The sequence below is a fragment of the Xanthomonas sp. WHRI 7945 genome (assembly GCF_035026585.1).
Genome location: NZ_JAYIQP010000012.1, coordinates 1 through 23948, shown reverse-complemented (window position 1 = coordinate 23948; position 23948 = coordinate 1). Strand labels below are relative to the sequence as shown.

Genomic DNA, 23948 nt, shown 5'->3' with positions numbered 1-23948 from the left:
CGCAAACTCACGGCACGGCGCCGGGCGTCAGCGCCGCGCCGCCGCGCCTTCGCCGCGCATCAGCGCTTCGACCTCGGCCTGGGCGACCATCGCGTTGTCGCCCGGGGTGGTCATCGCCAGCGCGCCGTGCGCGGCGGCGTAGTCGATCGCCGCCTGCGGGCCGGCGCCGCACAGCAGGCCGTGGATCAGGCCGGACACGAACGCATCGCCACCGCCGACGCGGTCGAGGATGTCCAGCTCGCGCGCGACCGAGCGGTAGCTGGCCTGGCGCGTGTGCAGCACCCCGGCCCAGTGGTTGCGCGAGGCCGACTGCGCGTCGCGCAGCGGGAATGCCACCGCCTGCAGCTGTGGATAGCGCTGCAGCGCCAGCCGCGCGGCGGCCTCGGCCGGGGCCGGGTCCATCGGCGTGCTGCGTTGGCCGACGCCGCTCATGTCCAGGCCCAGGCAGCCGGCAAAGGAATATTCGTCGCCGATCAGCAGGTCGCATTCGGCGACGATGCGCTGGTTGACGTGGCGCGCCGCGTCCGGATCGGGATGGCTGTTCCACAGGCTGGCGCGGTAGTTCAGGTCGTAGGACACCAGTGCGCCGTGGCGGCGCGCGGCCTGCACCGCGGCGATCGCGGTCTGTGCGGTGGATTCGGACAGCGCGGCGAAGATGCCGCCGGTGTGCAACCAGCGTGCGCCGTCGTCGCCGAACAGCGCCGGCCAGTCGAATTCCTCCGGCCGCAACTGCGCGGCGGCCGAATAGGCGCGATCGGAGACGCCCAGCGCCGCGCGCACGCCGAAGCCGCGCTCGGTGAAGTTCAGGCCCATGCGCGTGTTGCGGCCGATGCCGTCGTAGTCGCGCCACACCAGGTGCCGGGTGTCGCAGCCGCCCTGCAGGATCAGATCCTCGGCGAGCAGGCCGAGTTCGTTGCGCGGCAGCGCGGTCAGCGCCACGGTCGGACGGCCGAAGGTCTTGCGCAGGCCGCGGGCGACGTTGTATTCGCCGCCGCCTTCCCACACGCGGAACTGGCGCGCGGCGCGGATGCGCTCCTCGCCCGGATCCAGGCGCAGCATCACCTCGCCCAGCGCCGCGCAGTCCCAGCGGCGCGGGGCGGGCAGGGTGGCGAAGGCGGGATCGGCCGGCGCTGCGCTCATCGCGCCTTGCAGCCGAACAGCGACAGGTCGATGGCCTCGGCCATGCGTGCGTAGCCTGCGTCGTTGGGGTGCAGGTGGTCGCGGGTGATGGCGGCCGGCAGCGATTCGGGATTGTCGGGCATGCGCAGGATCGCGTCGAAGTCGATCACCGCGGAGAACGCCTTGCCGTTGCGGATGAAGTCGTTCAACGCCTGGCGGGTGGCGGCGGAAACCGGTTCGTAGCGTTCCGAGGCGCCGAACGGGGTCAGCGTCGCGCCGATGGTGGCGATGCCGTGCTGGCGCAGGCGTTCGACCACCTGCCGGTAGCCCAGCATCATGTCCGCGGCATTGCGCCCGGGCGCCAGGGCCGGCGGCCCGCTGTGGCGGATGTCGTTGATGCCTTCGAACAGCACGACCTGGTCGACGCCGGGCAGCGCCAGCACGTCGCGGTCCAGGCGCGCGAGCGCGCTGGGGCTGCGGCCGGCGTCGAGCAGCTTGTTGCCGCTGATGCCGGCGTTGAGCACCACCACCTGGCCCGGGCAGGCCTGCTCCAGGCGCTTGGCCAGCAGCGCCGGCCAGTCCCCGTGGCGGCCGCGGCTGGCGGTGGCGCCTTCGGTGATCGAATCGCCCAGCGCCACCACCACCCGCGGCGACGCGGTGGTCTGCGCATACACCGCCGAGACCACGTTCTGCCGGTAGCTCAGCGCGGTGGCATCGGCGACGTCGACCTTGCCGTCGGCAATGCGCACCGCGGTGCGGCGCACCGCAGGCCGCGCGGCGTCGGGGAAATACACGGTCAACGCGACCTCGGCCAGGGCCGGCACGCGCAGCGCCACCGGATCGCTGAGCAGCACGCTGCCCGGCGCCAGCACGATCTCGCCGCGGCCGTCGAACAGCACCGGTTGCGCCGGCTGCGTGGCGCCGGCCAGGCGCACCGAGGCCGCGCCGATCTTCAGCGGCGCGGTGCCCAGTTCATTGCTGATGCGAAAGCGCAGCGCCTGCGCCGCGGCGCCCAGGCGCATGTCCTGGCGCACGCTCTGGCGCTCGAACTGCAGCGAGGTGCCGGCCGGACCGTCGAGCCGGTCCGGCGTGGGCGAGGCGATCCAGGCCGGCACCCAGCGCGTGCCCTCCTGCGCCGCCGCCGGCAGCGCCATGCACAGCGCGAACGCGACGGCCGCCGCGCGGCGCCACAACGGATGCCGCCGCAACGGCGGCGGGCAGGGCAGGGATCGCCAGAACATGAGCGTGCTCCTATGCGGTTGGATCAGGAAAAGAACACGCCGCCGTTGACGTCGAGGTTGGCGCCGTTGATGAAGCTGGCCGCGTCCGAGGCCAGGTACACCGCCGCATCGGCGGCTTCGGCGGCACGGCCTTCGCGGCGCAGCGGGGTGGCGTTGGCGACGAACGCGCGTACTTCCGGCTTGGTGAAGTCGTCGTGGAAGCGGGTGGCGATCATGCCGCAGCACAGCGCGTTGACGCGGATGCCGCGCGGGCCCAGTTCCTTGGCCATCGCCCGCGAGAAGGTCATCACCGCGGCCTTGGCAGTGGCGTAGATCGCCGCGCCCGGGCCGCCGCCGTCGCGACCGGCCAGCGAGGCGAAATTGACGATCGCGCCGCCTTCGGCCATGTGCGGGGCCACCGCCTGCGTGGTCAGGTACACCGACTTCAGGTTGAGGTCCATCACCTGGTGGAAGAAGGCTTCGTCGATGTCGGCCAGCGGCTTGCGCGCGACCATGCCGCCGGCGACGTTGACCAGGATGTCGATGCGCTGGCCGAACGCCTGCTGCGTCGCCGCGACCAGGCCGGCCACGGCCTGCGCGTCGGCGGCATCGGCGCGGTGCACGATGGCCTGGCCGCCGGCGGCGAGGATCTGCTGCAGCGTCGCCTCGGCGCTGGCCGCGTCGTTGGCGTAGTTGATGCACACCTTGGCGCCGGCCGCGGCCAGCTTCAGCGAAACTTCGCGGCCGATGTCGCGGCCGCCACCGGTGACGATGGCCACCTTGTCTTTGAATTGCATGAGCGATGAGTCCTTTGCGAGGGGGAACGAACGAGGAGCGCGATCAGTCGCGCGTGGGGTGAGCGTCGAGCTTGTGGATGCGGCCGGTGACCAGCCACAGCGCGGCCAGCGAGGCCGGCACCAGCGCGGCGACCAGGATGAACATCGGCGCGTAGGAGTCGGCGGTCATCACCGGCACCAGCCAGGTGGTGATCAGGGTGCCGGCGACCGCGGCCATGCCGCCGATGCCGGCCAGCGAGCCGACCGATTTGCCGTCGAACAGGTCGCCGGGCAGGGTCTGGATGTTGCCGATCGCGATCTGGAAACCGAACAGCACCGCGGCGATGGTCAGCACCGCGATGGTCGGATCGGCGGCGAGCACCGCGCCGAGCAGGGCTGGGGCCATGATCGCCCCGCCCAGGGTGATGGTCCATTTGCGTGCGCGGTCCACGCTCCAGCCGGCCGCGATCAGCCGTCCCGACAGCCAGCCGCCGGACAGGCTGCCGAGCATCGCGCCGACGAACGGCACCCAGGCGAACGCGCCGATCTGCTTGATGTCGAAGTGGAAGGTCTCGGCCAGGTAGATCGGCAGCCACGACACGAACAGCCACCAGATCGGGTCGATGAAGAAGCGCGACAGCACGATGCCCCAGCTCTGCCGGTGCGACATGATCTGGCGCAGGCTTGGCAGGTAGGCGGGCTTGTCCGACACGCTGCCGTCGGCGGGCGCGTCCAGGATCAGCGCGCGCTCGGCGGCATCCACCCACGGATGCCTGTCCGGGCCGGCGCGGTAGATCACCAGCCACGGCAGCAGCCACACGAAGCCGAGCGCTCCGACCAGCACGAAGGTGCCTTTCCAGCCCAGCCACAGGAACAGCAGCGCGATCAGCGGTGCCGACACGATCGCGCCGATCGAGGCGCCGGCGTTGAAGATGCCTTGCGCCAATGCGCGTTCGCGCGCGGGGAACCACTCGGCGTTGGCCTTGACCGCGCCCGGCCAGGCGCCGGCCTCGCTGATGCCGAGCATCGCCCGCACGACGCTGAAGGAGGTGATCGAATGGGTCACCGCATGCAGGGCGATCGAGATCGACCACACCGCGATCGACAGCGCGAAGCCCATGCGCGTGCCGATGATGTCGAACAGGCGTCCGAACACGAACTGCCCGGCCGCGTAGAACAGCATGAAGATGGTCACCAGCAGCGCGTAGTCTTCCTTGGTCGCGCCGATGTCCTGCGAGATCGCCGGCCACATCACCGCCAGCGCGTTGCGGTCGATGTAGTTGATCACCGTGGCCACCGCGATCAGGCCTACGATCATCCAGCGCACCGCGCTGCGCTTGGTCGGCTTGCCCGGCTTGGCGAAGACGGGCGCGCTCATTTGCCACCCGCCGCGCGGTCGAAGCGCGCATAGCCGCCGCGCCAGGCATAGCGTTGGCCATGCGCCTGCACGCTGTGCTCGCGGCCGTCGGCGGCATCGTCGGCCACCGCCAGCGCCAGGGTCTTGCCCGAGGCCAGGGTCAGCACGATCACCTCGGCATCGTCGCCGCGCACGCGGGCGATGGCGCGGATGCGGCTGTCGGCGCCGTGCACGTATTCGGCGGTGCCGTTGTACTCGCCGTGCGGTTCCAGCACGCCGAAGAAGCTGACGTCGGCCTGGCCGTCCACGCGCTGCAGCAGCATCGGTTCGCGGCGCAGGTTGAAGTCCGGATCGTTGGCGCCGCTCTCGGCCAGGATCGCGCGCGACGGCGCGCTGCTGCCGAAGCGGTAGCTGTAGAAGCGGCCGTCCAGCAGCCAGCTCAGGCTGCGCGGCGCCGTCGATGCCTCGCTGCTGGCGTCCACCCACAGGTGCTGGTAGCCGTTGGCCTTGCCCAGCACCGGGCGTTCGGCCACAGCGCGCTTGGCGTCGAAGCCGACCCGCATGATGTGGCCGTTGAAATGCAGCGGCAGGTCGTAGCGCGCCGGCTTGGCGCCGTGCACGCGCAGCAGGTCGATCACGATCGGCAGCCCCAGCTCCGGATGGCTCAGCAGCGCCTGGGTGCGGGTGAAGCTGACGCCCTCGTAGGCCTGGTCCATGCGCGCGGAGACGATCTGGGTGGTGGCGTCGTGGGCGAACAGCAATGGCGTCGGCGCATGTTCCTCGCCCACGCGCCAGTCGCCGTCGAAGTGGCTGCGCTCGTTCACCACCAGCGTGTTGTGCGCCACCGTGGTCTTGGCCCAGCTGGTGTTCTCGGGCAGGTAGATGCCGCCGGACTTGGCCTCCACGTTGAGGAAGCGCGCCGCGCCGTAGTCGGTGACCACGCGCTGGCCGTTGTCGTAGAACAGCCAGTTCAGCTTGTCGAAGTGGCCGTGGCCCATGCCCTGCGAGGTGTTCTTCATCACCAGGGTCTGGCCGTCCTCGCCGCCGGCGCGCAGGATCGCCAGCGCGCCGTGATCGCCGTCGGCGCCGTCGCGCAGCAGCGCGGAGCGGAACGCGAACGGCTTGGCCTTGTCCTGCGCCAGCGCCGCGGCCACGCCCAGGCCCTCGGGGGTCAGCAGCACGCGCTGCTGGCGCTGGGCGATCGACAGCAGCCGCGCGTCGTGGGTCTGCGCGTAGGCGATGCCGAGGCCGGCGACCAGTTCCTCGGTGTCCAGGCCCTTGTCCAGAATGGCGTCGTTGATCGGGAAGAAGTAGCCGGCGTAGCTGCTCTGCACCAGCGTATCCACCGCCTTCAGCAGCACGCCGTCACGGCGCTGGAAGATCTTCTGCTGCGGCTGGTTGCGTTCGATCGCATTGGCGAACAGCACGAACGGCGCCAGCGCGTAGCGCTGGTAGTAGGGGCCTTCGGCGTAGTAGCCGTCGGGCGAGAACAGCTGGTCGATCTGCTTGAGGAAGCCGGCGTTGCCGTCCTGCTTGCTACCGCGCAGCGCCTTGTCGACCAGGGTCTGGTCGCGCAGCACGTAGCCGGTCATGCCGACCGCGGCCACCGCCCAGGTGGCGTGGTTGTGGATCTTGTCGAAGTTGTCCGGGCTTTCGTCGCACAGGAAATGCGCCATGCGCCGGAACACCTGCGCGTCGATGGTGGCGCGCTCGGCGGGGCTGAGGCTGTCGCGGATCGCGTCGTAGCCCTGCGCGGCGTAGACCAGCCACACCGAGTCGTTGAGCGATTGCCAGAACAGCCGGCCCGGCACCTGGCCGCGCCCGGCCGGATGCGCGCCCAGGGTCGGGTACAGCTTGGCGTAGGCCAGCAGCAGGTCGCGCGCGTAGTCGGCGTAGGCGCGCTCGCCGGTGAGCCGGTAAAGCGCACCGGCGGCCTGGATCGCCTGGTAGTTGCGTTTGTGCTGCTCGTGGCTGGCGCCGCCGCCGGGGTCCTTGGGCAGCGGCACGTCGATGCCGGCGCGCATCGCCTTGCGCAGGCTGGCTTCGGCACGCGCCTGTTCGCGCGCGAACAGCGGGTGGCGCGCGCCCTCGCTGGCCATCTGCCGCCATTGCGCCGCGGTGACCAGCACCGGTGCGGCATCGCTGGCGACGGTGCTGCTGCTGGCGGCCGGGGCCGCGGGGTTCGCGGCAGGCGCTGCCCAGGCGGCGGGCGCGCTGCCGGCGACGGCCAGCACCAGCAGCATCAGGCGATTGGATCGGGTCATAGCAAAGGCTCCGCGCCGGCATCGACCGGCAGGGCCGGGGTGCCGAGGAATTGGTTGCGGGTGGCGATCAGCTGCGGCGTGCCGGTGGTGCGGACGCTGCTGACCGCGGCGCTGTCGACGAACTGGTTGTCGTGCAGGAAGGCGCGCTGCACGCCGTGCAGGCGCAGCGACGGCGCCTCGGCGCCGCCGACGCGCTCGAAGCGCGAGCCGCTGACCGTCAGCACCGGGCCGAAGGTGCTTTCGTCGCGGCCGCCGCGGTACAGGTCCACCGCCGGCCCGCCGACGCGGCGGAACTGCGAATCGGCGATCTCCACGCGCTCGGCGTTGTAGGTGCCGCGGTCGTCGGTCTCCGCATGCGCCGACAGCACCGCGCCGGAGACGTCTTCCACCACCACCCGGCGCAGCGCGATGCGCTCGGCCAGGGTGCCCTTGCCCAGCGCGATCACGTCGAAGCCGCGGTTGACGGTGAGGCCGTGGATGCGGCTGTCCTCGACGATCAGTTCGTAGTTGGCGGCATTGGAACCGGGAGCGGTGCGGATCACCGCATTGCCCACTTCGTCCGGCGCGGCGCTGCCGTCGATCTGCAGCCGCGCCAGCTTCAGCGCGCCGCCGGCGTCGATCTGGAACAGGGTGGAGCGCGAGAACGCGATCTGCGCCTGGCCGCGCGGTGGACCTTCGACGCTGAGCGGGTGGCGCAGCGCCAGCACCTGGTTCACCTGGTAGCGGCCGGCGTCCAGTTGCAGGCGGTCGCCGGCGCCGGCGGCGGCCACCGCGTCGGCCAGGGTGTCGTTGCCCGGCCGCACGCGCTGGCGGCGGCCGCTGTCCAGCGCGACCGGCACCGTTTCCTTGGCGTACCAGGCCACGCCGACGTCGTCGCGCGGCACGTAGGTCAGCGCCGGATCGGCGCCGGCGCCGCCGGCATCGGCCGCGACCAACAGGCCGGTCGCCGCGCGCGTCATCGTCAGCGTGCGGCCGGTCACGCCGCCGGGCAGCAGCGGCGAGGCGGCCGGGCTCTGCAGGTTGCCGGCGAAGGCGATGCCGGACAGGTCGCCGAGCACACGCACCGGGTCGCGCTCGGCGACGATCAGGTTGTCGGCGAAGTCGCTGTCGATCGGCGCGGCGGTGCGTTCGTCGTCCTTGCCGGCGCCGAAGAACAACTGCTTGCTGGCGACGAAGGTGTTGTGCTCGATCAGCGCTTGCTGCACCTGCACGTAGCGGTTGGCCGGCGAGTTGGGCACGCCGTACATGATGCTCAATGCCGAGGAATAACCGTCGCCGGCCAGGCCTTCCAGGTAGTTGTTGCGCACCGTCTGCCGGCGGTTGATGACGCGGATGCCGCCGGTGTCGTCCTTGCCGTCGCCGAAGAACACGTTGTTCTCGACCAGGTTGCCGTCGCCATGGCGCAGCACCAGCGCGCCGCGCGAGCGCTTGAACACGTTGCCGCGGTAGGTGTTGCCGCCGGACTTGTTGGAGACCACCTCCACTTCGCCGTCGCAGCCTTCGAACCAGTTGTTCTCGACCAGCGAATTGGAATCGGAGCTGGCGTCGTTGCTGGTGCCGATGCGCAGGGTCTCGCCGCCGTTGGCGCCCAGGTTGGGGCGCGGGCCGAACCAGTTGTGGTCGATGCGGTGGCGGTTGTCCAGGCCCTGCACGGTGTCGCGGACCACGACCATGGTCGGGCCGGCGTTGTTCTTGCCCACCAGCTGGTTGTGGTCGAAGCGGTTGTGGTTGTCGTACATGGCCACCCAGTTGTCCGAGCGGCTGCGCTCGGGCTGGTTGAAGCGGTCGACCACGACCCGGGTGATGCGGCTGTGGCGCGCGCGCTCCTTGCTGGAGACGCGGTAGGACAGCACCGCCTCGGTCGGGCTGTAGCCGTCGCGGAACACCAGGTCGCTCACCACCAGGTACTCGCCGGCCATGCGTAGGTTGGACTGGCCGGTGACGATCACCTGGCCCGGGGTCTGCGCGCTCAGCCGGATCGGCTGCGCCGCGGTGCCCTTGCCGGTGAACACGATCTGGAAGTCGCGCCACTCGCCGTTGGCCAGGATCACGTGGTCGCCAGGCTGCAGGGCGCCGGTGGCGGCGCGGTATTCGGCCGGCGTGCTCACCAGGATGTCGGCGGCCGCGGCCTGGCCGGCGGCGAGCGCGAGGAACAGCAGCGCGAAGCGGTTGCGCGAAGCGATCGGTGCCATGGTTTGCTCCCTCGATGCGCGCCGAGGCGGCGCCGCCGTGGCCCGGATGGTAGCAGAGGTCGAACACTCGTCAACCAGATTTGCATACCAAAAATCATTTATCTGGAAAGGTGTTTTGGCGCATAAATCGTGCTGCAAACGCACATAAATGCTGATCAATCGTACGTACCAATTGGCCTGTACGGATATTTCTACCAATTTGTTGACATTGGTCGGTGACGGGTGAAAGGCTCCGCTCCCAGTCGTCGTCCTTTACGGCGTTCACTCGGGAGGAGAGATCATGCGGCACCCCTATACGGCCCCGTCCGCCAGACGCGCCGGCGCGCGCGCACTGCGCAGCGCCCTGGCCTGCGCCATCGCGGCATCGTTGACCAGCGGCATGGCCTGGGCGCAGGAGGCGCCGGCTGAGCCGGTCGCAGCCGCCGCGGCGGACGCTCCGGCCACCCCGGCGAGCGGGGCGACCACGCTGGACCAAGTCCAGGTCACCGGCATCCGCGGCTCGATCCAGTCCTCGATCAACAAGAAGCGCGACGACACGGTGATCTCCGACGTGCTCTCGGCCGAGGACATCGGCGACCTGCCGGCGCCGTCGCTGGCCGACGCGATCGAGACCCTGACCGGCGCGGCCTCCACCCGCGACAAGACCGGCGCCTCGGAAATCTCCATCCGCGGCCTCGGCGCGTTCCTCAGCAGCACCCAGTTCAACGGCCGCGAGATCACCAACGGCAGCGGCGACCGCTCGGTCAACTTCAACATGTTCCCGGCCGAACTGATCAACACCGTGGCCATCTACAAGACCCAGCGCGCCGACCTGATCGAAGGCGGCGTCGCCGGCACCATCGGCCTGGAGACGGTCAAGCCGCTGGACTACGGCAAGCGCGCGATCCAGATCGACGGCCGCGGCAGCTGGGCCGAGTACGACAGCAAGTACCGCGACAAGGACGGCATCGGCTGGCGCGGCACCGCCAGCTACATCGACCAGTTCGAGTTCGCCAACGGCGGCAAGCTCGGCGTGTCGATCGGCCTGCAGGCGCTGGACGGCACCGATCCGGAAGAGAGCATGACCAGCGGCTCGACCTGGTACGCCTGCGACGGCACCCAGAACGTGCGCAACGCCAACTGCGCCGAGGTCGGCGCCAACGCCATCGCCAACGGCGCGCCGTACTACCTGGTGCCCAGCAGCCGCATCTACCGGCTCAAGCAGGAGCGCAACGACCGCCAGTCCGAGTTCGCCGCAGTGCAGTGGAAGCCCAACGACCTGCTCGAGGTCAACGTCGACTACGAACACACCGACCGCAACTGGCACGAGAATCGCTCGGACCTGAGCCTGTCCAACACCCGCCGCGGCATCGTCAATCGCGACGTCGACGCCAACGGCGTGCTGCGCAGCTATTCGGGCAACACCTCGATCGATTCCACCTCGACCCGCTACGACCGCAACGAGGAATACACCGGCGGCGGCCTCAACATCATCCTGCGCCCCAGCGTGGCCTGGGAGATCGCCACCGACCTCTCCTATTCGCACACCGTGCGCCAGGACACCCAGCGCATGACCCGCCTGCGCGCCAACGCCCGGGACGTCAACAACGCGGTGGTGCCGGGCATCAGCAGCGGCGCCACCGGCTACGTCAACTACGACTGGGACAACATCGGCGACGTGCCGAGCATCGCGCTCGACCCGGCGTTCGACGTCAACGACTGGGACGCCTACACCGGCGCGGCGCGGGTCACCTCCGAAGAGGAAAAGAACGACCACCGCATCCGTGCCGGCCGCTTCGACGTCAGCTACCTGCCCGAGGACGGCCTGCTGACCAAGATCACCTTCGGCCTGCGCGCCAGCCAGGCCGACTACAGCTACTTCGACAACACCATCACCACCGACATCGCCGCCAGCGGCGCCGGACGCACCCAGATCATCGCCGCCAACCGCGCCTGCCGCGCGCCGTTCCCGCAGGACGATTTCCTCGACGATGCCAGCGGCAACACCATCTCCAGCTGGGCCTACTTCGATCCGTCCTGCCTGTACGAAGCGTTCCGCGGCAGCAGCGACACCGGCGTGGATCCGAACTACCGCGATCCCAACAACGTCGACGTGGTGGAGAAGACCAAGGCGCTGTTCCTGATGGCCGACTTCCGCAGCGAGCTGTTCGGCTTGCCGGTGTCGGGCAACATGGGCGTGCGCTGGGTCAAGACCGACGTGCGCTCGGAAGGCGTGCGCGCCGACCTGGACCTGATCGACAACGGCGCCGGCACCTTGCGCCTGCAGCCGACCGGCAGCTACCAGACCCTGGTCGCCAAGGCCGGCAACGACAAGCTGCTGCCCAGCGCCAACGCGTCCTTCGAACTGCGCGACAACCTGCTGCTGCGGTTGGCCGGCTACCGCGCGATGTCGCGTCCGGACATCGCCGCGCTGGGGTCGGGCCGCAACGTCAACCTCACCGGCACCGAGAACTTCACCAGCCTGGAGGAGGCGCTGGCCGGCATCACCGCCACCGGCAACCCCGAGACCAAGCCGCTGATGTCGTGGAACGGCGACGTGTCGCTGGAGTGGTACCCGAACGAGGACAGCATGCTGGCCGGCGCGGTGTACTGGAAGCAGTTCAACGGCGGCACCGAGACCGCGCTGTTCGACGAGACCTTCGTGGTCGACGGGCGCAGCGCCACCGTGTCGGTGCCGCGGCAGGTGACCACCGACAAGAAGAGCACGCTGACCGGCTTCGAACTCAGCGCCGCGCACCGCTTCTCCTACCTGCCCAAGCCGCTGGACGGGCTCGGCTTCAAGCTCAGCTACAACTACGCCGACACCGACTACGAAACCCAGGACCCGCGGCTGGGCGAGCAGGTCGATGCGGTCACCGGCACGGTGATCCCGGCGATCGTGGGCCCGGCCGGGCTCAGCGGCTTCTCGCGGCACGTGCTGTCCGGCTCGCTGTACTGGGAACTGGGCCGCTTCGACATGCAGGCGATCGGCAAGTACCGCTCCAAGTACTACCAGGACTTCACCGGCAACACCGCGCAGCAGAACCGCTACTACGACGACAACACCAGCGTGGATTTCCGCGCCCGCTACCGGGTCAGCAAGAACCTGTCGCTGTCGCTGGAGTTGATGAACCTGACCAACGAACCGCGGGTCGCATCCCAGCCTGTCTACGGCAACTTCCGCGAATACGTGAGCTACGGGCGGCGCGCATATTTCGGTGTACGATACAAGTTCTGAACGCAGCGGCGCGGCTCCCGAGCCGCGCCGTTTTTCGAGCCGCAGCAGGCGCCGGCGCGTCGTCCCGGCGCCGCTGTGGAATTCACCAGACGGATCCCTAGCTCGAATGTCCGAAAGCCGCCTCTACCAGTCCATTGCCGCGAAGATCCTGTCGCTGATCGAATCGGGCGAGTTCCCGACCGGTTCGCGGCTGCCGGGCGAGCGCGATCTGGCCGAGCGCTTCGGGGTGAGCCGGGTGACCATCCGCGAGGCGGAGATCGCGCTGGAAGCGCAGGGCTGGATCGCGATCAAGACCGGCTCGGGCGTGTACGTGCGGCCGCGCCCGATCGACGCGCAGGGCGCGCTGCCCGACGTCACCGCGTTCGACCTGACCGCCGCGCGCACGGTGATCGAGGCCGAAGCCGCGGCGCTGGCCGCCGGGCGCCTGACCGATGCGGACATCGAGGAACTGCAGACCCTGGTGACGGCGATGTCCGATCCGACCACCACCGAGGAAATGGCCGGCGAATACGACCGCCGCTTCCATCTGACCATTGCGCGCCTGTCCGGCAATCCGGTGGTGGAATACTGCATCCACCTGATCTGGCGCATGCGCAACGAACTGCCGCGGGTGCGCCAGGTGTACGCGCACGTCTGCCACCAGGACGACGCCACCCGCACCGACGAGCATGCCGCGATCCTGGAAGCGCTGAAGACGCGCGACCCGGCGGCCTCGCGCAACGCGATGCGCAATCACTTCCAGCGCCTGTTCGAGTCGATGCTGGAAGCCACCGAAAGCCAGGCCCTGGCCGAGATCCGCCGCCGCACCCAGCAGGACCGCGAGCGCTTCCTGGCGACCACGCGGATCTGAGCCGGGCGCCGCTTCTGGCGTAAGGCATCCGCTGTCGGCGCTGCGGCGCCATGCGCGCAGGCGGAAGCGCGCGCTATGTGTCATTGTCTTCGCCATTGTGGCCATCGCCGGCGCGTGTGCGCCTGGTTTTGCGGCGTCTGCATTCTGCGCAATCGCGCCGCAATCGCGGCGAGTTGCGCCCGCCGGCGACACCGCCCGCATCGGCGCCTGAACGCACTTGCCGCGCTGTGCGCAGGCCGCAGCGTCAACCGCAGTGCGGTGGCCCCTGGTGCGACGCGGCAAACGCGCTCGGCAATGGCGCGCACGGTGCTGCCCGCATTCACGCCTGGCGCTGCCGGCGCCTGTTAAGCATGGCGCCAAGCGGGCTCTGTGGCCCCTCTGGATCATCATGGCGTCCCCCTGGCGTGCGTTGCGTAGACGGCTGCTTCCTTATCGGCGCGGCCTGTCCGGCATGCGCGCGCGGTTCCTGCAACGCGGCCGCAAGCCGCCGCCGGCCGAAGAGCCGCTGCGCGCGCAGCTGCTCAGCGCCGAACAGATGGCGGCGCACGGCGAAGCCCTGGCGCGCAGCCACCGGGTGCGCGGCGGGCGCAGCCCCGAGGTGCTGCTGGCGCGGCTGAAGCAGAACGAGGACGTCCTGCGCGATGCGCTGGCGATGCTCGCGGCGATGGTCCGCGACGGCATCCGCGTCACCCCGGCCGGCGAGTGGCTGCTGGACAACTTCTACCTGGTCGAAGAACAGATCCTGATCGCGCGGCGCCATCTGCCGGCCGGCTACAGCCGCCAGCTGCCGGCGCTGGCGCAGGGCGTCTCGGCCGGATTGCCGCGCGTGTACGCCTTGTCGATGGACGCGATCGCCCACGGCGACGGCCGCATCGATGCCGACATGGCCAGCCGCTTCATCGCCGCCTACCAGACGGTGACGCCGCTGATGCTGGGCGAGCTGTGGGCGATCCCGATCATGCTGCGCCTGGGCCTGCTGGAGAACCTGCGCCGGGTCGCGGCGCGGGTGATGCGCGACGGCATCGACCACCGCCTGGCCAGCGACTGGGCCGACCGGCTCAATACCAGCGCCACGGAGGATCCCAAGAGCGTGGTGCTGGTGGTCGCGGACATGGCGCGTTCGCAGCCGCCGCTGTCCGGCGCCTTCGTCGCCGAGCTGGTGCGCGGGCTGCACGGGCGTGGCGGGGTGCTGGCGATGCCGGTCACCTGGGTCGAGCAGTGGCTGGCCGACGGCGGCCAGCGCATCGACCAAATGGTGCACGCGGAAAGCCAGCAGCAGGCCGCCGACCAGGTCTCGATCAGCAACAGCATCGTCAGCCTGCGTTTTCTGGCGACGATGGACTGGCGCGATTTCGTCGAGGACCTGAGCGTGGTCGAAGCGCATCTGCGCCGCGATCCGCAAGGTACCTATGCGCAGATGGATTTCCAGACCCGCGACAGCTACCGGCACAGCGTCGAGCTGCTGGCGCGGCGCAGCGGCGCCAGCGAAGAGGCGGTGGCCGCGTGCGTGCTGCAGCTGGCGCATGCCGCGTCCGCGGACGACCGGCGCCATGTCGGCTACTACCTGGTCGACGACGGCCAGCGCGACCTGCCCGCGGCGATCGCCGCCTTGCCGCGCGCGCGCCGCCGGCCCCACGTGGCCCGGCGCACGCTGCCGCTGCCCGCGTATCTGCTGCCGATCGCGGCGATCGCCGCCTTCGGCGCCTGGACGCTGCTCGAGCAGTTGCATGCGTTGGCCGCGGTGCCGGCATGGCTGTGGGCGACGACCGCGCTGCTGGGCGCGTTGGCGTTCAGCGAGCTGGGCGTGGCGCTGGTCAACTGGGCGGCGACGCTGCTGGTGGCGCCGCGCACGCTGCCGCGGATGGACTTTTCCAAGGGCATTCCGACCGGCGCGCGCACGCTGGTGGTAGTGCCGAGCATGCTCAGCGACACGGCCACGATCGACGAACTGGCCGAGGCGCTGGAAGTGCGGTTCCTGGCCAACCGCGACGTGCAGCTGCATTTCGCGCTGCTGACCGATTTCCTGGATGCCGCGCAGGCGACGCTGCCCGGCGACGCGGCGCTGCTCGAGCATGCGACGCAGCACATCGCCAGCCTCAACCAGCGCTACGCGCCCGAACGCGGCGACCGCTTCTTCCTGCTGCACCGCCCGCGCCTGTGGAGCGCCGGCGAGCGCGCCTGGATCGGCCACGAGCGCAAGCGCGGCAAGCTGGCGGCGCTGAACCGGCTGCTGCGCGGCGGCGCGGCCGATGCCGATTTCAGCGCGGCGATCGGCGCGACCGCGCTGCTGGCGCAGGTGCGTTACGTGATCACCCTGGACGCGGACACGCGGCTGCCGCGCGATGCGGCGCGCGAGTTCGTCGCGACCCTGGCGCATCCGCTGAACCGCGCGCGCATCGATCCCGCCCTGGGCCGCGTGACCCGCGGCTACGGCATCCTGCAGCCGAGCGTGGGCAGCAGCATGAGCGGCCACCGCATCACCCGCTACGCGCGCCTGTTCGGCAGCGAGCCGGGGATCGATCCGTACACGCGCACCGTGTCCGACGTGTACCAGGACCTGTTCGGCGAAGGCTCGTTCGTCGGCAAGGGCATCTACGACGTGGATGCGTTCGAACAGGCGCTGGACGGGCGCCTGCCCGACAACCGCATCCTCAGCCACGACCTGCTGGAAGGCTGCTACGCGCGCGCCGGCCTGGTCAGCGACGTGCGCCTGTTCGAGGATTACCCGGCGCGCTACGCGGCCGACGTGAAGCGCCGCGCGCGCTGGATCCGCGGCGACTGGCAGCTGCTGCCGTGGCTGTTGCCGTGGGTGCCGGACGCCGCCGGGCGCTACCGGCGCAATCCGCTGTCGATCCTGTCGCTCGGCAAGCTGCTGGACAACCTGCGCCGCAGCCTGGTGCCGATCGCGGTCACCGCGTTGCTGGCGATCGGCTGGCTGTGGCTGCCGCGGCCGGCGGCCTGGACGGCCTGGCTGCTGGGCCTGTTGGTGCTGCCGATCGTGGTGCCGGCGCTGCACGATCTGGTCGCCAAGCCGCTGGACATGGCCTGGCGCATGCACCTGGGCACGCTGGCCAAGGCCTTGGCGACGCAACTGCAACGCGCGCTGGTGGCGCTGGCCTGCCTGCCGTACGAAGCCGGCTACGCCGCGCTGGCGATCGCGCGCACGCTGTGGCGCATGCTGGTCAGCCGCCGGCGCCTGCTGCAATGGCATGCATCCAGCGACGTGGCGCGCAGCCTGGGCCACGGCAATGCGGCCGAACTGGGCGGCATGGCGCCGGCGGCGCTGGCCGCGCTGGCGCTGCTGGCCGTGCTGGCGTGGCGGCAGCCGCATGCGCTGTGGGTCGCCGCGCCGATCCTGGCGCTGTGGATCGTCGCCCCGGCGCTGATGGCCTGGATGGGGCATGCCGACGCGCCACGCCGCGCGCAGCTGGCGCCGCCGCAACGGGCCTTCCTCGGCCGGCTGTCGCGGCGTACCTGGGCCTTCTTCGAAGTGCACATGCGCGCGCAGGACCATTGGCTGCCGCCGGACAACGTGCAGGAGCATCCGCAACTGGTGGTGGCGCGGCGCACCTCGCCGACCAACATCGGCCTGGCCCTGCTCGGCAACCTGGCCGCCTACGACCTGGGCTACCTGCAGCCGGGCGGGGTGATCGAGCGCACCCGGCTGACCCTGGCGACGATGGAGACGCTGCCGCGCCACCGCGGCCATTTCTACAACTGGTACGACACCGAGACCCTGTTGCCGTTGCCGCCGGCCTACCTGTCGACAGTGGACAGCGGCAACCTGGCCGGGCACTTGTTGACCCTGCGCCAGGGCCTGCTGGCGCTGTGCGATGCGCCGCTGCTGGCGGCGGCCACCTTCGACGGACTGGCCGACACGCTCGGCGTGCTGCGCGAGACTGCAGCCGCCGACCCGGCCGCAGCGGCCGCGCTGCAGCCGGCGCTGCAGGACGTCGAGCTGCGCCTGCAGGCGCTGCGCGCGACCCCGCCGCAGACGCTGGCGCAGGCCTGGCACGCGCTGTGCGCGTTGGCTGTGCAGGCGGAGGCGATCGCCGAGCGCTGGCCTGCGCCTACTGCCGAGCACTCTGCCGACGCGTTGGCGCCGCATTGGCCGCAGGTGCTGCTGGATGCGTGCAGCGCGGCGCAGCAGGAACTGCGCGAGTTCGCACCGTGGGCGACGGCGGCCGACGGCGACGCGGCCTCCACCGCCGCGACCGAGGCGCCGCTGCCGACGCTGCGCGCGCTGGCCGCGCAGACCCACGATGCCGCGGCGGCCGAGCGCGCCCGCGCGCGCATCCACCAGCTCGAGCGCCTGGCGCACATCGCCGGGCAGCTGTCGCTGATGGAATACGCGTTCCTCTACGATCCGGCGCGGCGCCTGCTGGCGATCGGCTACAACGTCGACGAGCGGCGCCTGGACCAAGGCTATTACGACCTGCTGGCGTCGGAGGCGCGGCTGTGCAGCTTCGTCGCCATCGCCCAGGGCCAGCTGCCGCAGGAAAGCTGGTTCGCGCTCGGGCGCCAGCTCACCGAGGTCGACGGCGAAGCGACGCTACTGTCGTGGACCGGTTCAATGTTCGAATACCTGATGCCGCAGCTGGTGATGCCCAGCTATGCCGACACCTTGCTCGACCAGACCGCGGTGCATGCGGTCAATGCGCAGATCGCGCACGGCGCGCGGCACGCGGTGCCGTGGGGCGTGTCCGAGTCCGGCTACAACGCGGTCGATGCGCGGATGAACTACCAGTACCGCGCGTTCGGCGTGCCCGGGCTGGGCCTCAAGCGCGGGCTCGGCGACGACCTGGTGATCGCGCCGTACGCGAGCATGATGGCGCTGATGGTGGCCCCGGAAGCGGCCTGCGCCAACCTGCAGCGGCTGGCCGATGCCGGTTTCGGCGGCCGCTTCGGCCTGCACGAGGCGATCGACTACACCCCCAGCCGGGTGCCGCCCGGCCAGGACTACGCACTGATCCGCTCGTACATGGCGCATCACCAGGGCATGGGTCTGCTGGCGCTGGACCACCTGCTGCGCGAGCAGCCGATGCAGAAGCGCTTCGCCGCCGATGCCGAGTTCCAGGCCACCTTGCTGCTGCTGCAGGAGCGGATTCCGCGCGTGGGCGTGTTCCATCCGCAGGAAGCCGACGGCGCCGTACGCAATGCCCAGGACGAGCGCGAGGACGAGACCCAGCTGCGCGTGTTCCGCGATCCGGGCGCCCCGCGGCCGGCGGTGCAGCTGCTTTCCAACGGCCGCTACCACGGCCTGCTGACCAGCGCCGGCGGCGGCTACAGCCGCATGCGCGACATGGCCATCACCCGCTGGCGCGAGGACGGCACCCGCGACCACTGGGGCAGCTTCTGCTACCTGCGCGACGTGGACAGCGGCGACTACTGGTCGGCCGCCTACCAGCCCACCGCGGTGGCGGTGGACCACTACGAGGCGATCTTCTCCGACGCCAAGGCCGAATTCCGTGGCCGCAAGCGCGGCTTCGACACGCACATGGAAGTGGCGATCTCCGCCGAGGACGACATCGAGCTGCGCCGGCTGCGGATCAGCAACCGCTCGCGGCAGCCGCGCACCATCGAGATCACCACCTATGCCGAAGTGGTGCTGGCGCCGGCCATCGCCGACGAGCTGCACCCGGCCTTCAGCAACCTGTTCGTGCAGACCGAGATCGCCCGCGACCGGCAGGCGCTGCTGTGCACGCGGCGCACCCGCGCGCACGACGAGGTCGCGCCGTGGATGTTCCACCTGGTGGCGGTGCACGATGCGCATATCGGCGCGATCTCCTACGAGACCGACCGCGCGCGCTTCCTCGGCCGCGGCAACAGTGCGCGCACGCCGCGCGCGCTGAGCCACGATGCGGCGCTGTCCGACACCGCCGGCTCGGTGCTCGACCCGGTGGTGGCGATCCGCTGCCGGATCGTGCTGGCGCCGGAGCAGACCGCGATGATCGACATCGTCTACGGCGTCGGCGGCGACCGCGACGCGTGCACGGCGCTGATCGACAAATACCGCGATCGGCGCCTGGCCGATCGCGTGTTCGACCTGGCCTGGACCCACAGCCAGGTGGTGCGCCGCCAGATCAATGCCTCGCAGGCCGACGCGCAGCTGTACGAGCGCCTGGCCGGGCTGATGGTGTACGTGCATCCGGCGCTGCGCGCCGACAGCGAACTGCTGCTGCAGAACCGGCGCGGCCAGTCCGGCTTGTGGGGCCATGCGATCTCCGGCGACCTGCCGATCGCGCTGCTGCAGATCGGCGATGCCGACAACATCGAACTGGTGCGGCAGATGGTGCAGGCGCACGCGTACTGGCGGCTCAAGGGCCTGCATGCGGACCTGGTGATCTGGAACGAAAGCCAGAGCGGCTACCGGCAACAGCTGCAGGAGCAGATCCTGGGCATGATCGCGGCCGATCCGGACGTCAGCGTGCTGGAGCGTCCCGGCGGCATCTTCGTGCGCCCGGTGCAGAACATCTCGCAGGAAGACCGCATCCTGCTGCAGGTGGTGGCGCGGGTCATCGTCAGCGACCAGCGCGGTACCCTGGCCGCGCAGATCGGCCGGCATCTGCCGCCGCCACGCGGCATGCCCGAACTGGTGCCGTTGCCGGCCGCCGCGCTGGCGGAGGCGCAGGAGCACCTGCCGGCCGCGGCCGCCGGCGACGAGGCGCACGAGGCGCACGAGGCGCACGAGGATCCGTGGCCGTTCGCGCCGGCGCATGGCCAGGCGCTGTTCGACAACGGCACCGGCGCCTTCGCCGCCGACGGCCGCGAATACCTGATCGCGCTGCGCGAGGGCGCGCCGACCCCGGCGCCGTGGTCCAACGTGCTGGCCAACGCGCAACTGGGCACCGTGCTCAGCGAGAGCGCGGCCGGCTACACCTGGTTCGAGAACGCACACGAGTTCCGCCTGTCGCCGTGGCACAACGACCCGGTCGCCGACGCCTGCGGCGAAGCGTTCTACCTGCGCGACGAGGACAGCGGCCGGGTGTGGTCGCCACAGGCGCTGCCGCGCCGCGGCGAAGGCGACTACCGCACCCGCCACGGCTTCGGCTACAGCGTCTACGAGCACGTGCAGGACGGCATCGCCAGCGAGCTGTGGGTGTACGTGGCGCTGCACGAGGCGGTGAAGTTCTCGGTGCTGAAGCTGCGCAACCTGTCCGGCCGCAGCCGCCGCCTGTCGGCCACCGGCTACGTGGAGTGGGTGCTGGGCGACCTGCGGGTGAAGTCGCAGATGCATGTGGTCAGCGAGCAGGACGGTGTGCAGGGCGCGCTGCTGGCGCGCAATCCGTACAACGCCGAGTTCGCCGCGCGCACCGCGTTCTTCGACGTGGACGCGGCGACCCGCAGCTGCACCGGCGACCGCACCGAATTCCTCGGTCGCAACGGCGACATGGCCGATCCGCAGGCGCTGCGCCGCGAACGCCTGTCCGGGCGCCTCGGGGCCGGGATGGACCCGTGCGCGGCGCTGCAGGTGCCGTTGACCCTGGCCGCCGGCGCCGAGTGCGAGATCGTGTTCCGGCTCGGCGCCGGCGCCGACCATGCCGCCGCGGTGGAACTGGCGCGGCGCATGCGCGGCCGCGATGCCGCGCACGACGCGCTGGACGCGGTGCGCATCCATTGGCGCCACCTGCTCGGCGGGCTGCAGGTGAAGACCCCCGATCCCAGCGTGGATCTGCTGGTCAACGGCTGGCTGCCGTACCAGACCCTGGCCTGCCGCTACCTGGCGCGCAGCGGCTATTACCAGTCCGGCGGCGCGTTCGGTTTCCGTGACCAGCTGCAGGACATGATGGCGCTGGTCCATGCCACGCCGGAGTTGGCGCGCGAACACCTGCTGGCCAGCGCCGCGCACCAGTTCCCGCAGGGCGACGTGCTGCACTGGTGGCATCCGCCGCAGGACCGCGGCGTGCGCACGCGCTGCTCCGACGATTACCTGTGGCTGCCGCTGGCGGCGTGCCGCTACCTGCAGGTCACCGGCGACCGTGGCGTGCTCGACGAAGACGTGCGCTACATCGAGGGCCGCAGCGTCGGCGCCGACGAGGAGTCGTACTACGACCTGCCGGCGCCGTCGGCCCAGCGCGCGCCGCTGTACGCGCACTGCGTGCAGGCGCTGCGCCGCGGCATGGCGCTGCTCGGCGAACGCGGCCTGCCGCTGATCGGCACCGGCGACTGGAACGACGGCATGAACCGGGTGGGCGAGGGCGGCAAGGGCGAGAGCGTGTGGCTGGGCTTCTTCCTGTTCCACGTGCTGCAGCAGTTCGCGGCGCTGGCGCGCGGCCGCGACGACGCCGCCTTCGCCGAGGAATGCGACGCGGCGGCGCATGCGCTGCGCGGCAATCTGGAGGCGCATGCCTGGGACGGCGACTGGTACCGGCGCGCCTGGTTCGACGACGGCACCGCGCTGGGCTCGGCGCACAACGCCGAATGCCGCATCGACTCGATCTCGCAGAGCTGGTCGGTATTGTCCGGCGCGGCCGAGCCGGCGCGCGCGCGGCAGGCGATGGCTGCGCTGGACCAGCACCTGGTCAAGCGCGATGCCGGGCTGATCCAGCTGCTGGAGCCGCCGTTCGACCGCATCGAGCACGATCCCGGCTACATCCGCGGCTACGTGCCGGGGGTGCGCGAGAACGGCGGGCAGTACACCCACGCGGCGGTGTGGGCGGCGATGGCCTTCGCCCGGCTCGGCGACGGCGAACGCGCCTGGGAACTGGCGCGGATGATCAACCCGATCCGGCACAGCCTGGATGCGGCGGCCAGCGAGCGCTACAAGGTCGAACCCTACGTGCTGGCCGCCGACGTCTATGGCGTGGCCCCGCACGTGGGCCGCGGCGGCTGGACCTGGTACACCGGCTCGGCCGGCTGGATGTACCGGCTGCTGGTCGAATCGCTGCTGGGCCTGCAGCGCGAAGGCGACAGCCTGCAACTGCGGCCGTGCCTGCCGGCCAACTGGGAGCGCTGCGAACTGCAGTACCGCCACGGCAGCAGCACGTATCACATCGAACTGCTGCAGCACGCCGCCGGCCAGGCAGGCGACGCCACCGACGGCGCAGGCCTGTTCGTGGACGGCCTGCGCCAGCCGGACGCGCGCATCGCGCTGGCCGACGACGGCGCGGTGCACAGCGTGCAATGGCGGCAGCCGCGCGCGCCGTCGTGAACACGCACGCGCAGACGCAGGCGGCGCTGGCGCATCTGGCGACGATGCTGCCGGAATGGATCGCGCATCTGCGCGATCCGGCCGAATTCTGGCCGCAGTTCGGCGTGCTCGCGCAGGAGCTGCTGGATGCGGCCGCGCCGTGCGATCGCGCGCGGGCGCGGCAGGCGCTGGCGGCGATGCTCGCAAAGCATGCGATCGACGCGCATCTGCTGCCTCCCTGAATGTCGCGCTGAACGGGTTGGCGCCGCGCCGCGACGCAGGGCTCACGGCATGGTCACCCGGGTTGCACGCCGCCCGCGGCCACACTGCAGTCCACGCCGTCGCAACAGGACCCCCTCCTATGCAAGCCCTCACCTATCACGGCACCAGAGACGTGCGCGTCGAAACCGTTCCCGATCCGGTACTGGTCGATGCCGACGACATCGTGCTGCGCGTCACCGCGACCGCGATCTGTGGTTCGGACCTGCACCTGTACCGCGGCAAGATCCCCGACATGCACGACGGCGACGTGCTCGGCCACGAATTCATGGGCGTGGTCGAAGAGGTCGGCCCGGGCGTGCAGCGGCTGAAGCGGGGCGACCGCGTGGTAATTCCGTTCGTGATCGCCTGCGGCGAATGCTTCCATTGCCGCCTGACCGAATACGCCGCCTGCGAGACCACCAACACCGGCAAGGGCGCCGCGCTGAACCAGAAGGGCATCCGCCCGCCGGCGGCGCTGTTCGGCTACAGCCATCTGTACGGCGGCGTGGCCGGCGGCCAGGCCGAGTACGTGCGCGTGCCCAAGGCCAACGTCGGCCCGCTGGTGGTGCCGGACGTGCTGCACGACGAGCAGGTGCTGTTCCTGTCCGACATCCTGCCCACCGGCTACCAGGCCGCGCTCAATGGCGGCGTGCGCCAGGGCAGCACCGTGGCGATCTTCGGCGCCGGCCCGGTGGGGCTGATGACCGCCGCATGCTGCCGCATGCTCGGCGCCGAGCGCATCTTCATGGTCGACAGGTATCCGTACCGACTGGATTTCGCACAGAAAACTTACGGCGTGATCCCGCTCAATTTCGAGGAGATCGACGATCCGGCCGACATCATCGTCGGCCAGACCGACGGCCGCGGCGTGGATGCGAGCATCGACGCGGTCGGCTTCGAGGCCAAGGGCAGCACCGTGGAGACGGTGATGGCCACGTTGAAGCTGGAAGGCAGCAGCGGCACCGCGTTACGCCAGTGCATCGCCGCTACCCGCCGCGGCGGCACGGTCAGCGTGCCCGGCGTGTATGCCGGCTTCATCCACGGCTTCCTGTTCGGCGACGCCTTCGACAAGGGGCTGAGCTTCAAGATGGGCCAGACCCACGTGCAGCGCTTCATGCCCGAACTGCTGGAGCACATCGGCGAAGGCCGGTTGAAGCCGAACGAGATCATCACCCACCGCATGCGCCTGGCGCAGGCGGCCGAAGGCTACGCGATCTTTGACAAGAAGGAACAGGACTGCCGCAAGGTCATCCTGACCCCGTGAACCGGGCCGTGCCGCGCTCGCTGCGCCGCGCGAGCGAGGGCTGTGCTGCGCCCGAAGAACGCTGTTCTGGCCTGAGCCTGCCTCTTCATTCTTGCCTGAGCCTGTGCGGCGTTCCCGTGACCGCTCTGACAGCCGAGACATAGCCCCTCTCCCCCGGGAGAGGGGTTGGGGTGAGGGTCCGGCGCGAAAGCGTCTCGTGGAAATCGGGTGCGCGGGGGGGCGCCCGTACCCTCATCCGGCCCTGCGGGCCACCTTCTCCCGAAGGGAGAAGGGAACAGCTTCGCCGCTCATAGCCCTC

General features: G+C 70.6%; 11 protein-coding genes. 5 read left to right on the top strand and 6 right to left on the bottom strand.

Annotation, left to right across the window (positions count from 1 at the left end; all coding sequences use genetic code 11):
- Positions 1 to 27: 27 nt before the first annotated feature.
- From VDQ83_RS11350 to VDQ83_RS11325, 6 genes are read right to left on the bottom strand one after another with little or no spacing between them, the layout of a single operon-like run.
- On the bottom strand, positions 28 to 1140 hold the full coding sequence (locus tag VDQ83_RS11350; protein ID WP_455434998.1) for a sugar kinase: 1113 nt from the start codon (positions 1138 to 1140) through the stop codon (positions 28 to 30).
- Positions 1137 to 2360 (bottom strand): SGNH/GDSL hydrolase family protein, encoded by a 1224-nt coding sequence (locus VDQ83_RS11345; RefSeq protein WP_455434997.1) that lies wholly within the window; start codon positions 2358 to 2360, stop codon positions 1137 to 1139. The genes VDQ83_RS11350 and VDQ83_RS11345 overlap by 4 nt, the downstream gene beginning before the upstream one ends.
- Before the next feature lie 23 nt (positions 2361 to 2383).
- A complete protein-coding gene (locus tag VDQ83_RS11340) occupies positions 2384 to 3136 on the bottom strand; it encodes an SDR family NAD(P)-dependent oxidoreductase (RefSeq protein ID WP_455434996.1) in 753 nt (250 codons plus the stop codon).
- Between the two features lie 43 nt (positions 3137 to 3179).
- Positions 3180 to 4493 (bottom strand): MFS transporter, encoded by a 1314-nt coding sequence (locus tag VDQ83_RS11335; RefSeq protein WP_455434995.1) that lies wholly within the window; start codon positions 4491 to 4493, stop codon positions 3180 to 3182.
- Positions 4490 to 6736, bottom strand: coding sequence for an oligoalginate lyase (locus VDQ83_RS11330; protein ID WP_455434994.1), 2247 nt, complete (start codon positions 6734 to 6736; stop codon positions 4490 to 4492). The genes VDQ83_RS11335 and VDQ83_RS11330 overlap by 4 nt, the downstream gene beginning before the upstream one ends.
- Positions 6733 to 8928, bottom strand: a complete 2196-nt coding sequence (locus VDQ83_RS11325) for a polysaccharide lyase 6 family protein (RefSeq protein WP_455434993.1) — start codon at positions 8926 to 8928, stop codon at positions 6733 to 6735. The genes VDQ83_RS11330 and VDQ83_RS11325 overlap by 4 nt, the downstream gene beginning before the upstream one ends.
- Before the next feature lie 280 nt (positions 8929 to 9208).
- Here VDQ83_RS11325 and VDQ83_RS11320 point away from each other — a divergent pair, with 280 nt between their 5' ends.
- The 5 genes from VDQ83_RS11320 (at position 9209) to VDQ83_RS11300 (ending at position 23650) form a co-directional block, all read left to right on the top strand.
- Positions 9209 to 12145 (top strand): TonB-dependent receptor, encoded by a 2937-nt coding sequence (locus tag VDQ83_RS11320; RefSeq protein ID WP_455434992.1) that lies wholly within the window; start codon positions 9209 to 9211, stop codon positions 12143 to 12145.
- A gap of 106 nt (positions 12146 to 12251) precedes the next feature.
- Positions 12252 to 12995, top strand: a complete 744-nt coding sequence (locus tag VDQ83_RS11315; RefSeq protein WP_309912437.1) for a FadR/GntR family transcriptional regulator — start codon at positions 12252 to 12254, stop codon at positions 12993 to 12995.
- Between the two features lie 388 nt (positions 12996 to 13383).
- A complete protein-coding gene (locus tag VDQ83_RS11310) occupies positions 13384 to 22146 on the top strand; it encodes a GH36-type glycosyl hydrolase domain-containing protein (protein ID WP_455434991.1) in 8763 nt (2920 codons plus the stop codon).
- Positions 22119 to 22367 (top strand): hypothetical protein, encoded by a 249-nt coding sequence (locus tag VDQ83_RS11305; RefSeq protein WP_455434990.1) that lies wholly within the window; start codon positions 22119 to 22121, stop codon positions 22365 to 22367. Before VDQ83_RS11310 ends, VDQ83_RS11305 begins: the two co-directional genes overlap by 28 nt.
- A gap of 119 nt (positions 22368 to 22486) precedes the next feature.
- Positions 22487 to 23650 (top strand): zinc-dependent alcohol dehydrogenase, encoded by a 1164-nt coding sequence (locus VDQ83_RS11300; RefSeq protein ID WP_455434989.1) that lies wholly within the window; start codon positions 22487 to 22489, stop codon positions 23648 to 23650.
- The last annotated feature ends 298 nt before the right edge of the window (positions 23651 to 23948 follow it).